The organism is Saccharopolyspora sp. NPDC049426 (genome assembly GCF_040676935.1).
Lineage (GTDB): Bacteria > Actinomycetota > Actinomycetes > Mycobacteriales > Pseudonocardiaceae > Saccharopolyspora.
The window spans coordinates 298,630-309,921 of the sequence record NZ_JBFAPZ010000006.1 but is presented as its reverse complement, the minus strand read 5'-3'; the positions used below and the strand labels follow the sequence as shown (position 1 = coordinate 309,921).

Annotated in this window: 11 protein-coding genes and 1 other RNA gene; 4 read left to right on the top strand and 8 right to left on the bottom strand. The window is 71.3% G+C overall.

The window, feature by feature from the left end; translation table 11 throughout:
* Window positions 1-60: 60 nt before the first annotated feature.
* Window positions 61-192: a hypothetical protein gene (locus tag AB0J78_RS15610; RefSeq protein WP_363789596.1), complete on the bottom strand. Its 132-nt coding sequence runs from the start codon at window positions 190-192 to the stop codon at window positions 61-63.
* 69 nt (window positions 193-261) lie between these two features.
* Window positions 262-774, bottom strand: coding sequence for a GNAT family N-acetyltransferase (locus tag AB0J78_RS15605; protein ID WP_363789595.1), 513 nt, complete (start codon window positions 772-774; stop codon window positions 262-264).
* A 276-nt stretch (window positions 775-1,050) separates the two neighbouring features.
* On the opposite strand from AB0J78_RS15605, the gene AB0J78_RS15600 reads away from it, so the two are divergent.
* Genes AB0J78_RS15600 through AB0J78_RS15590 form a run of 3 tightly spaced genes read left to right on the top strand, consistent with a single transcriptional unit; the run spans window position 1,051 to window position 4,821 of the window.
* Window positions 1,051-1,836, top strand: a complete 786-nt coding sequence (locus AB0J78_RS15600) for an ABC transporter ATP-binding protein (protein WP_363789752.1) — start codon at window positions 1,051-1,053, stop codon at window positions 1,834-1,836.
* Between the two features lie 16 nt (window positions 1,837-1,852).
* Window positions 1,853-2,821, top strand: coding sequence for an iron-siderophore ABC transporter substrate-binding protein (locus AB0J78_RS15595; RefSeq protein WP_363789594.1), 969 nt, complete (start codon window positions 1,853-1,855; stop codon window positions 2,819-2,821).
* Window positions 2,818-4,821 (top strand): iron ABC transporter permease, encoded by a 2,004-nt coding sequence (locus AB0J78_RS15590; protein ID WP_363789593.1) that lies wholly within the window; start codon window positions 2,818-2,820, stop codon window positions 4,819-4,821. The genes AB0J78_RS15595 and AB0J78_RS15590 overlap by 4 nt, the downstream gene beginning before the upstream one ends.
* Window positions 4,822-4,824: 3 nt before the next feature.
* On the opposite strand, the gene AB0J78_RS15585 is transcribed toward AB0J78_RS15590, so the two are convergent.
* The 5 genes from AB0J78_RS15585 to AB0J78_RS15565 all read right to left on the bottom strand — a co-directional run bounded on the left by AB0J78_RS15585 (window position 4,825) and on the right by AB0J78_RS15565 (window position 8,537).
* Entirely contained in the window at window positions 4,825-5,436 is a 612-nt protein-coding gene (locus AB0J78_RS15585; RefSeq protein ID WP_363789592.1) for a hypothetical protein, read from the bottom strand.
* Window positions 5,433-5,873 carry a DUF6114 domain-containing protein gene (locus tag AB0J78_RS15580; protein ID WP_363789591.1) on the bottom strand — a complete coding sequence of 147 codons (441 nt, stop codon included), beginning with the start codon at window positions 5,871-5,873 and terminating at the stop codon, window positions 5,433-5,435. The genes AB0J78_RS15585 and AB0J78_RS15580 overlap by 4 nt, the downstream gene beginning before the upstream one ends.
* A 14-nt stretch (window positions 5,874-5,887) precedes the next feature.
* Window positions 5,888-6,487 (bottom strand): DUF6230 family protein, encoded by a 600-nt coding sequence (locus AB0J78_RS15575; protein ID WP_363789590.1) that lies wholly within the window; start codon window positions 6,485-6,487, stop codon window positions 5,888-5,890.
* Between the two features lie 310 nt (window positions 6,488-6,797).
* The gene (locus AB0J78_RS15570) at window positions 6,798-7,367 is read right to left on the bottom strand and encodes a hypothetical protein (protein WP_363789589.1); all 570 of its coding nucleotides are present in this window, start codon (window positions 7,365-7,367) and stop codon (window positions 6,798-6,800) included.
* A gap of 108 nt (window positions 7,368-7,475) precedes the next feature.
* Window positions 7,476-8,537: an AI-2E family transporter gene (locus AB0J78_RS15565; protein ID WP_363789588.1), complete on the bottom strand. Its 1,062-nt coding sequence runs from the start codon at window positions 8,535-8,537 to the stop codon at window positions 7,476-7,478.
* Window positions 8,538-8,752: 215 nt separating this feature from the next.
* On the opposite strand from AB0J78_RS15565, the gene AB0J78_RS15560 reads away from it, so the two are divergent.
* Entirely contained in the window at window positions 8,753-10,654 is a 1,902-nt protein-coding gene (locus AB0J78_RS15560) for an alkyl sulfatase dimerization domain-containing protein (protein WP_363789587.1), read from the top strand.
* Window positions 10,655-10,921: 267 nt separating this feature from the next.
* On the opposite strand, the gene ssrA is transcribed toward AB0J78_RS15560, so the two are convergent.
* Window positions 10,922-11,292: a transfer-messenger RNA gene (gene ssrA / locus AB0J78_RS15555) on the bottom strand.

The window sequence follows — 11,292 nt, the reverse complement described above, 5'->3', positions numbered from 1 at the left end:
TCTGGGTTTTTCGAACACGCGCATTCTGCCACGCTCGGTTTCAGCGCCTGTTCACCGTCATCATCGCCCCAGGGTGTCGAGGACCAGCCGGGCGGTCTCCTCCGGGGTCTCGGATTCGACGTCGGCGGGCGGGCTGACCTGCGCGCGGACCGCGTGGACGGCCTCGGCGGCGGCGCGGACGGCCGACCGCATCGAGCCGTTCGGTGGCCGAAACCGGTGAGGTGGCGCCGGAATCCGGTGACGACGCGGTGGGGTCGAACGTCAGCGGGCCTCGCGCAACACCGCGAGCACGGCGTCCGAGAAGGTGCCGTCGCGGTTCTCCAGGTGGCCGGGCAACATCCGGGCGGGCGTGAACCCGATCCGCTCGGCCAGCCGCAGCGAGGCTCCGTTGGCGGCGTCCGCGACCCACTCCAGCCTGGTCAGCCCGGTGTCGTCGAGCGCCCAGTCCGCCAGGGCGCGTCCCGCGGACTCCCCCACCCCGAGCCTGCGGGCCCAGGGGGCGACCCAGCAGCCGACCTCGGCGCGGTCGTCCTCGACGGCGACCAGCCCGAACGAGCCGAGCACGTCGTCGCCGTGCTCGGTCACCGCGAACAGCGGGGAACCTCCGGCGTCGGCGAGGAAGCCTTCGGCGTGCTCCTCGGTGTAGGGAACCGGAATCGTCGTCCAGCGCTGGATCTCGGGGTCCTGGCACGCCTGGAAGACCTGCTCGGCGTCGGACGGTCGCCAGCGGCGGAGCCGGTAGCGGCCCGCGGGGATCTCGGCGGGGACGTGCATCGCAGCGGCTCCAGTACCGGGGTCGTGGCGGTGGGCACGAGCGCGGCCACCCGGCACCGTCGGAGCGGGCCTCCACCTCGGCTCCGTCGACGGCCCCGGAACAGCGGCAGCCGCGACAACGGGCAATTGTGGTCCGAGTCGACCTGGCACCTCAAACATCGATCAGGGACGGTGCGGACCACAATCGTCCGGATGTCGACCCCCGCCTTGAAGCTTAGGCAAGGCTCACTTTAGTGTGATGGTGTGTCGCGCTACTCATCGCAGGCCTCGGTCGGGCTGTCCGCGCAGGAGATCGACGTCGCCTACGGGCGCGACGTCGTCGTCCACACCGCATCGGTGACGTTGCGCGCCGGGACCGTCACCGCGCTGATCGGCCCGAACGGCAGCGGGAAGTCGACGTTCCTGCGCGCGCTCGCGCGACTGCACCCGCCGACGTCGGGCGAGGTCCGGTTCGCCGACGGCACCGACCTGCGCGCCCTGTCCGCCAAGGACCTCGCCCAGCGGATCACCCTGCTGTCGCAGCAGCGCACCGCGCCCGGCGGGTTGTCCGTGCGGGAACTCGTGGAGTTCGGCCGGCACCCGCACCGCTCCCGCTGGACCGGGCACGATCCGGACGGCCCGGCCGCGGTCGAGCGGGCGATGGAGCTCACCGGGCTCAGCGCGATCGCCGACCGCCCGGTCCAGGCGCTGTCCGGTGGTCAGGCCCAACGCACCTGGCTCGCGGGGTGTCTCGCGCAGGACACCGGACTGCTGCTGCTCGACGAGCCGACGACGTTCCTGGACCTGCGCTACCAGGTCGAGATCCTCGACGTGGTGCGCGATCTCGCCGATCAGCACGGCGTCGGCGTCGGCGTCGTCCTGCACGACCTCGACCAGGCCGCCGCCGTCGCCGACCGCCTGCTGCTGCTCGAGAACGGCCGCGTCAGCGCGGAAGGAACCCCGGACGACGTGCTGACCAGCGCCAACCTCACCCGCGCCTACGGCATCGAGGTGGAGGTCCACCGCGCCGACGGACGCATCCACACCCGCGCGGTCGGACGCTTCAACACCGCCTCGCTCTAGCCCCCAGGGAGTCACCATGCGCACCAGACGTGCGTTCATCGTCACCGCCCTCGCCCTCGCCGCGACGTCGACGGCCTGCGGCACGACCGAGGCACCGACGGGCCCGGCATCGGAGGCCGGCGGCCCGCCGGTGAGCGTCGTGGACTCGCGCGGCGAGGAGGTCCGGCTCGACCACCCCGCCAAGCGGGTAGCGGCCACCGAGTGGAACGCCGCCGAATACCTGGTCTCCCTCGGCGTCATGCCCACCGCCATCTCCGACGTGCGGGGATACGGCCGGTACTCGACCGCCGCCCCGCTGGACGCCTCGGTCGCCGACATCGGCACCCGCGGCGAGCCGAGCATCGACGCGCTCGGCTCGCTCGACCTGGACCTCGTCGTCGTCACCGGCGACCTCCCGGAGGGCGCGCTCGCGCAGATCGAGGCGAAGGTCCCGGTCGTCGTCATCCCGGGCGGGAACGCGCAGGACCCGATCGGCGCCATGTTCGGCAACGTCGACCTGCTCGCGAAGGCCACCGGAACCGAGAACGCCGCCGCACGCCTGAAGTCCGAGTTCGACGCCAAGATCGAGCAGGGCAGGACCGCGGTCCAGCAGGCGGGCATGTCCGGCAAGCCGGTGGCCTTCGCCGACGCCTACGTCAACGCCGGCTCGGTCACCATCCGCCCCTACACCAGCGGCTCGCTGGTCGGGTCGGTCTTCGACCGGATCGGGCTGCCCAGCGCCTGGCGGATGGAGGGCGACCCGGCCTACGGGCTCGCGCAGACCGACGTCGAGGGCCTGACGACGCTCGGCGACGTCCCGTTCTGGTACAACGCCACCTCCGGTGACCCGTTCGCCGAGAACCTCGCGGGCAACCCGATCTGGACGAGCCTGCCGTTCGTGCGGCGCGGCGAGGTCCACCACCTGCCCGGTCCGCTGTGGACGTTCGGCGGCCCGAAGTCGATGGAGCGGTTCGTCGACGCGGCCATCGCCGCGGTCCAGGCGTGAAACCCCGGCTGCCGCTGGTCGTCGTCGGGCTGGTCGCGCTCATCGCTGCCGGTTCGCTGCTGCACCTGACGCAGGGCACGGCCGACGTCGACGTGCTGAACCCGGACGCGCACGCGGCAGTGATCCTCCAGTCCCGCCTCCCCCGCCTGCTGGCGGCGACGCTGGTGGGAGCCGCCCTCGGGGCGGCCGGAGCGGTGCTGCAATCGGTGTCGCGCAACATCATGGCCGCGCCCGACACGCTGGCGGTGTCCGCGGGCGCCCACCTGGCGATCGTCGCCGTCGCGGCGTTCGGCGCGTCCGTCCCGCTGCTGGGCATGGCGGGGATCGCGTTCGCCGGTGGTCTGTGCGCCGCGCTGGTGGTCCTGGGGCTCTCGGGCACCGGCGGCACCGGGATCGTGCGGCTGGTGCTGGCGGGCACGGCGCTCGCGCTGGCGATGAGCTCGGTGACGCAGATGTTGCTGCTGCTGTTCTCCGAGGAGACGCAGGGCCTGTTCGCCTGGGGTGCGGGTTCGCTGAGCCAGAACGGTCTGGACGGTGTCCGCGCGCTGGCCCCGGTGGTGCTCGTGGCGCTGCTCTGGCTGCTGGTGCTGGCCCGCAAGCTCGACCTGATCCACCTCGGCGACGACCACGCGCGGACCCTGGGCGTCCACGTCGGACGGATTCGGCTCGGCGCGGTGGCGCTGGCGGTGCTGATGGCCGCCTCAGCCGTCACCCTCGCCGGGCCGATCGGTTTCGTCGGACTGGCCGCACCGGCCCTGGTGCGGCTGGCCGCGAACGTCGTGCCCGGCCTGCACCGGCACGTCGCGCTGATCCCGGTCTCGGCCGCGACGGGCGTGGTGCTGCTGCTCGGCGCGGACGTCCTGCTGCGCGCGGTGATCGGTGCGCACGGCGCGCTGGAGGTTCCGGCGGGCGTGGTGACGACGTTGCTCGGCGTGGTGTTCCTGGTGGTGCTGGCGCGTGGGATCCGCGTGTCGGGCACGGTGTCCGAGCCTCCGGCGGCGGGCGCGCGAGGAGCGGTGAGCGCGCTGCGGTTCCGTCTCGTGCTGGCCGGTCTCGTGCTCCTCGCAGCGCTGGTCGTGGTCGCGTCGGTGCTGCTGGGAGACCGGATCCTGCTGCTCGGCGACGTCGGCAACTGGCTCGGCGGACAGGCTGGGCCGATCGTGTCGAACGTGATGGGCAACCGCGTGCCACGCGTCCTCGCCGCACTGCTGGCGGGCGCCGCCCTGGCCCTGGCGGGTGCGGCGATCCAGGCGGTCACCCGAAACCCCTTGGCGGAGCCGGGCATTCTCGGGACCTCCGGCGGCGCGGGGGTCGGCGCGGTCGCGGTGATCACGTTCGCTCCCGCGCTCGGTTTCTGGGCCCGGGCGACGGCGGCCGGTGTCGGCGCGGCCCTGGCCGCGGCCGTGGTGTTCGCGGTGGCGGCGCGCGGCGGGTTCTCCAGCGAGCGCCTGGTGCTCATCGGATTCGGGATGCAGGCCGGCACTCAAGCGCTGATCACGCTGCTCATCACCCTGACCGACCCGTGGAACGAGACCAAGGCGCTGACCTGGCTGGGCGGCTCCACCTACGGGCGGCTCCCGGAGCACCTGGTGCCGATCGCGCTGGCGATCGTCGTCGCGGTCCCGCTGCTCATCGGCGCCCGCAGCGAACTCGACCTGCTCTCGCTCGACGACGAAACTCCCCGCGTGCTGGGCGTTCCGGTGCCCCGGGCGCGGCTCGGGCTGCTGCTGTGCGCGGTGCTGCTGACCGGCGCGGCGGTCGCGGCCATCGGTGTCATCGCCTTCGCCGGCCTGGTGGCACCCCACGCGGCTCGGGCGGTCGTCGGCCGCAGGCACAGCAGGTCGTTGCCGGTCGCGGCCCTGCTGGGCGCGATCCTGGTGTGCGCGGCGGACGCGGTGGGCCGCACCGCGATCGCACCCGACCAGCTGCCCGCCGGGCTGATCACAGCGCTCATCGGCACCCCGTACTTCCTGCACCTCCTGCACCGCGCCCGCGCGTGAACATCACTCCATGCCGATCCGACCGCCGGGGATGGTCAGCGTGCCACCGGCGAGGTCGGTGTTGCGGACGATCGCGTCGGTGAAGGTCAGCTCCGGCAGCCGCAGGAACCCGAGGTCCAGGTCGGGCATGGCCAGCGACTCCGCCGTGAGCGTGGTGCGGGCGATGGCCAGGGTTCCGGTGAGCTCCTGCGCGTAGAGCTCGACCGGGCCGTTGACCACCTGCGACACGCTGCCCGGACGGGCCGCCGTGCGGAGGATCTTGCCGTTGCCCAGGTCGCCGCGCTGCACGAGATCGGTGATCTCCAGGCGGTCGACCGTGAAGTGCAGCGTCCGCACCCCGTCGCGCTCGACGACGCCGCGATACCGCGAGCCGACGAGCTTCAGGGCGCTGGCCGTCATCGTCCACGACCGACCGGGGCCGGGCGTGGTGTCGGAGTCCCCGGCGGGCGGCAGCGCAGGCGGTTTCGGAGCCGGAGGGGGTGCCGGAGCGGGTGCCGGGGCTGGAGCAGGCACCGGAGCCGGAGAGTCCTGCGCGGAGGCCGCCGGAGCGAGCACGCCCAGCGCCAGCAGCGGACCGAGCACGCCCGCGAGCAGGCGAAGTCCCGGCGAACTCACGCATGCCCTCCGGCGACCCCGGCCGGGCTGGCGGAGGCATCGGCGTCCTCGACCGCCGCGCGCTGACGCGGCTTGGGCGTCCAGGCGAGGCCGAGCGCCGCGCCCACCACTCCGAGCAGGGTTCCGAGCAGGAACGACCCGAGGTTGGCCGTCACGATCGCGGCCACCGACAGCAGCAGCGCCACGACTCCGGCGGGAACGCGGAACTCCTGCCGGGTCCAGAACGACAGTCCGCAGCACACCAGCAGAACCCCGATGACCATCGCGGAGATCCCGGTCAGCGTGTTCAGCGAGACGACGATGTCGCCGAACTTCAGCGAGGCGTACGGCGGGAACAGGATCAGCAGTCCCGCCGCCAGCGTGCAGAAACCGGCCCAGAACGGGCGAGAACGCCTCCACCGGCGGAACTTCGCGCGGTTGGTGCTGTTCGCAGCCATGAGATCACCCCCGGTCAGAAGCACTCGTCGCGGCCGGCGGCGGCCTTGATCTGCACCTGGTTGAGCTTGAGCGTGGACGCCGTGGTGGACCAGGCGACCTGGCGCAGACCCGTGATCTGCGTGCTGTCGGCCTGGATGCCGAACGTCCCCGCACCGCCGATCGCGCCGTTGGGGCCCTTGTCCATGGTTCCGGCGTCTCGGCCGATCTCGACGTTGTTCAGGGTGAGATCGCCGGTGACCTCCTGGATGCCGAGCACCAGGTTGTCCGCGCTCATGCCGCCCGGCGCGGCGATCTTCACGGTGATGTCGCCGACCGCGGGCAGCCCAGGGACCACGATGGACTGGCAGAAGTTGTCCAGCTCGGCCTTCCGGAACCCGTTGACCAGCACCGGATGGGCCTGGTCGGCGCTGCGGTCGACCGAGCCGTACTGCACGACGCCTTGCGCGTCGAGCCTGTCGGCCGAGGCCTTGTAGCTGGTCCCGGCGACGGCGAACGAGGCCGCGATCGCGCCCTGCGACAGACCCGTGAACATCAGACCGACGCCGAAGATCCCGACCAGCAGCACCAGCCCGAACACGTGCCAGCGGGTTCGGCCGCCCGTTGTCTCACCCACATCGGCTCCCGTCAATCGGAGTGGTCGTAGCGGAATGAGCGCTACTCCGAATGGGGGCAAACCTAGGCCAGATGTCACGCAAATCGCTGTGAGTGGATTCACATCACGGGGAGAATCTGAAATCTGTTCGTTTCAAATCGAGCGCTTCCGTCCCACTCACCACAAAGCGGACCGGGGCGAGACGGCCCGGCCCGCGCGGCGGGTGGTCGAGGGACGTCGACCGCTGGCGGTTCTGGTCCGAACCGACCGGACAGAACGGATTCCGGTCATGGGGGGTTCGGACCAGAACCGCCGCTGCGTCCCGCCGGACTCAGGCGACGGCGTCCTTGTCCGGAACCACCAGGGCGTACATGACCAGCACCGCGAGCGCGATCGAGGCGAGTTCCCAGAGCGGGAAGGCCGCCAGGAAGGCGAGGTGCCCGATGGCCGACAACCCGGCCAGGCCGATCCCTGTCATCCGTGCCCACCGCTGCCCGGCGAGGCAACCCGCACCGGCCAGCAGCTGCAGGAGGCCGAAGGCCAGCCAGATGTATCCCCACACGCCGAAGTCGAACAGCAGCAGCTCGCCGCCGCCGACCACGAAGTAGTCGGCGCGGAACAGCGCCGTCAGCCCGGCGATGATGTTGAACGCACCGGCCAGCACCAGCACCCAGCCACCGAAGGCCAGCCATCCTGCTCCCCTGGCATCCGACCGGGCCCTGGACATCGCCCATTCCCGCCGCTCCCCGACCACCTGCTGCTGTTCACTCGCCTGCTGCGGCTCGGCCGCGTGCCGCGGCTCGGACGCTTGCCGTTGCTCGGGTGCCTGGCGCTGCTCGGACGTCTGCCGCTCGGTCGGCCGCTCGCCGCCGGCCTGTTGTCCCGTGTTCGGACTGGACATTTCGAACGCCTCCTCCTTGCCGAGGTGTTGTCGGGCAAGCATCACTCCGATTCCCCTGATCCGCAGCCTGACGAGGACTTTCGACCCGGCTCACCGTCGCGCGGGGGCTCACGTCGCACTCCCCCGCATCTCGACCCGGGCGTGGCGGACGAGGATCTTCAACGCGGCGGCCACGGGGAGCGCGAGCATCGCGCCGAGCACACCGGCCAGTGCACCTCCGACGAGGATCGCGACGAACGCCCCCAGCGGGCTCAGCTCGACGGTCCGGGCGAACACCCGCGGGGCGATCAGGTAGTTCTCGACCGCCTGGTAGGCGACGAAGAACAGCAGCGTGATGACGGCCAGCGAGAGCCCCTGGCTCAGCGCCACCAGCGTCGCGGCCAGCGAGGCGAGCGTCGCGCCGATCTGCGGGATCGTGTCCAGCAGTGCGACCACCACGGCGAGCAACGCGGGATAGGGCACGCCCGCGACCAGGAAGAACACGTACGAAGCAGCCCCGGCGCACAACGACACGACGACCTGACCGGTCACGTAGCCGCCGACCCGGCCCATCGCGGCGAGCACGGCGTCCGCCCGGCCCGGATGCCCTTCGCCGAAGCGTGCGACGGCGCTGTGGAGCCGGGGCATGGCGAGCGAGAAGTAGACCATCAGCGCGCCGGCGGTGCAGGCGGCGAAGACACCGCCGAAAACCACTCCCAGCGCGGCGAATCCAGCGGTGAGCGCCTGCAGGGCGAAGCTCGCCGCACTGCTCGCCGCCGCCTTGACCTGCTCGTGCAACGCCGGATCGCGCAGGTGGGCGCGCAGCTCTCCGGACCCGAGGTTCGTCCCGACCCCGGACACCAGGCTCGGGACGCGCTCCACGAAGTGGCCGACCTGGCTGAACGCGGGGACGAGCACCAGCAGGATCGCCACTCCGAGGACGACCAGCAGGCCCAGCACGACCGCACCGACGGCCGGGCCGCGCCGCCAACGATGCCGCTGCAACCAGCCGACCACCGGTTCCACTCCGAGGGCGAGGAAGAACCCGAGGAACACCAGCACGAGCATGCCGCGAACGGTGTGGGCGAGGACCGCGAGCACGCCCACGGCCAGGTACACGCAGGCGATCTGCGCGTGGCGCAGCAGCGGAACCGGCCCGTCCCGACGCTCCCCCGACGTGTTCGCCGACATCCGCACCGCCCTCCCGCGCGCCCGAACCGAGCGTAGGTTCCCGCGCCCCGCGCGCATTCCGAACGCGACCCCGCGCCTGCCACCTGGGCCTGCTCCTATCACCCGGACGGGTAGGCACGCGGCTCCGGCGCCCGGTTGGCGCCCGCGGACGTCGCCGGTGACGATGGCCGGGAGTCGCGGAGGCGGCGTCAGAACCCGCCGAACGGGAGGTCTCGATGTCCCTGGAAGACGGCTCGCAGCCCGCTCGACCGGCGATCGCGGCGGGCAACGCGGAGGTGCGGGAGACGTTCCCGTTCGACGACACCCGCGACCTCAACGACGCTCGTCGCGGCTTCCTCGGGACCGCCGAGGACCCGCTCATCCACGACTCGTCGGGGGCGGTCGTGTGGGACCTGGACGCCTACGGATTCCTCGCCCAGGACTGCCCGGACACGGCCAACCCCAGTCTGTGGCGGCAGAGCCGGTTGTGCGTCGAGCACGGTCTCTTCGAGGTCGTGGAGGGCCTCTACCAGGTGCGCGGTTTCGACCTGTCCAACATGACGGTCGTGGAAGGTTCCCGCGGAATCCTGGTCATCGACCCGCTGCTGTCCGCGGAGACGGCCGCCGCAGCGCTCTCGCTCTACCGGAGCCACCGCGGCGACCGCCCGGTGACCGGTGTGCTCTACACGCACAGCCACGCCGACCACTTCGGCGGAGTTCGCGGTGTCGTCACCGACGCGGAGCTCGCGGCCGGGATCCCGGTGCTCGCCCCGCGGGGATTCCTGGCGCACGCGGTCAGCGAGAACGTCTACGCGGGCACCGCCATGGCCCGCCGGGCGGGCTACATGTACGGAGCCGCGCTGGCCAAGGGCCCGCGGGGGCAGATCGGCGCGGGGCTGGGCCCGACCACCTCGACCGGCGCTCTCGGCATGGTGCCGCCTACCCACGACATCACCGAGACAGGCCAGTCGGAGACGGTCGACGGGATCCGGATGGTCTTCCAGCTCACCCCCGGCACCGAGGCTCCGGCCGAGCTCAACATCCACTTCCCGGACCACGCCGCGCTGTGCATGGCCGAGAACGCCACCCACAACCTGCACAACCTGCTGACGCTGCGCGGAGCGGAGGTGCGCGACCCGCACGCCTGGGCGGACTACCTCACCGAGGCCATCGACCTGTTCGCCGAGGGTTCCGACATCGCCTTCGCCTCCCACCACTGGCCCGTGGTCGGCCGCGACCGCGTCGTCGAGTTCCTGACCGAGCAGCGCGACCTCTACGCCTACTTGCACGACCAGACGCTGCGGATGATCAACGCGGGTATGACTCCGCTGGAGATCGCCGAGCGGATCGAGATGCCTCCGGGTCTGGAGCGCGCCTGGCACACCCACGGGTACTACGGCTCGGTCAGCCACAACACGAAGGCGGTCTACCAGAAGTACCTGGGCTGGTTCGACGGGAACCCCGCCCACCTGTGGGAGCACCCACCTGTCGAAGCCGCCGAGCGGTACGTGGAGTTCATGGGCGGCGCCGACGAGGTGGTCCGACGCGCCCGCGAGTCCTTCGAAGAGGGTGACTTCCGCTGGGTCGCGCAGGTCGTCAACCACGTGGTGTTCGCCCGGCCCGACCACGAGGCGGCGCGGGCGCTGCAAGCGGACGCCCTGGAGCAGCTCGGCTACGGCTGCGAGAACGGTCCCTGGCGCAACTTCTACCTCATGGGTGCCCACGAACTGCGCCACGGTCCGATCGGCACGCCCACGGTGACCGCGTCACCGGACGTGCTCCGCGCGCTGGACCTGGACCAGCTCTTCGCGGCTCTCGCCATCAGGGTGGACGGTCCGAAGTGCTGGGACGCGGACATCACGATCCGCTGGAACGTCGACGGCGGCGAGTCGCACACCCAGCGCCTCCGCAACGGGGTCATGGTCCACATCAGAGGAACCGGTCCTGCGGCCGGCGAACCCGACGCCGAAGTCACCCTCGAAGAGCAAGACCTCCGAAAGGTCCTCCTGGGCACCACGACCACCGACGACCTGGTCGCCCAAAGCCGCGCGAGAACAACCGGGAACCCGAAGAGGATCACCGAAATGTTCAGCTACCTGGCCAACCCGAACCCGGATTTCACCATCGTCACCCCATGAACGAAGAAGCAAGAGCAAGAAGAAAAAACAGCACGAAGCCGAAGACCTGCGAGAACCCGGCAAGAAACAGCACCGAGGCGAGGAAGGAGCGAGAGGAGCGGAAGGAGCGAGAGGTTCTTCCAAGACCAGGCCGGGAACACCACAAGGGCGAGGAACGAAGCCAAAGCGCCCACCGCACCGTGGGGGCCTGCGGGGGCTCGGCCCCCGCAACTAACACGACGGGGCGAGATGGTTCGCGCATTCCGCGAACACACCTCGCCCCGAGGTCCGTGGAGGTGCCGGGAATCGAACCCGGGTCCTCCGTCGCTTCACCAAGGCTTCTCCGTGCGCAGTCCGCTATGCCTCTACTCGGCTCCACCGATCACGCGAACTAGCCGGTGTGACGAGCCCAGTCGCTGTTTGATGTCCCGCTGGGTCCCGCGACCGAACCCAGCGGTAGGAGCCTCCTAGCTGATGCCGGATTCCGGGACGGAGGCGTTCCCGGTCCGACAGAGTCGCTCCTCGCTCAGGCGGCGAGGGCGAACTCGCGCTGACTCTTGTCGGCGCTTATTTGTTTGCGGCGACGCTCACGGTGGTCTCCCGCCTGCACCGGCACGCTTCCCAAGGATCAACGTACGGAGTCGAAACCGTTCACCCCC

Excerpts from the sequence above, each read along its gene's own strand:
- AB0J78_RS15580 (WP_363789591.1), bottom strand. The coding sequence starts at position 5,873 with ATGGCTGCGAACAGCACCAACCGCGCGAAGTTCCGCCGGTGGAGGCGT.
- AB0J78_RS15565 (WP_363789588.1), bottom strand. The coding sequence starts at position 8,537 with ATGTCGGCGAACACGTCGGGGGAGCGTCGGGACGGGCCGGTTCCGCTG.
- AB0J78_RS15610 (WP_363789596.1), bottom strand. The coding sequence starts at position 192 with ATGCGGTCGGCCGTCCGCGCCGCCGCCGAGGCCGTCCACGCGGTCCGC.
- AB0J78_RS15570 (WP_363789589.1), bottom strand. The coding sequence starts at position 7,367 with ATGTCCAGTCCGAACACGGGACAACAGGCCGGCGGCGAGCGGCCGACC.
- AB0J78_RS15595 (WP_363789594.1), top strand. The coding sequence starts at position 1,853 with ATGCGCACCAGACGTGCGTTCATCGTCACCGCCCTCGCCCTCGCCGCG.
- AB0J78_RS15605 (WP_363789595.1), bottom strand. The coding sequence starts at position 774 with ATGCACGTCCCCGCCGAGATCCCCGCGGGCCGCTACCGGCTCCGCCGC.
- AB0J78_RS15560 (WP_363789587.1), top strand. The coding sequence starts at position 8,753 with ATGTCCCTGGAAGACGGCTCGCAGCCCGCTCGACCGGCGATCGCGGCG.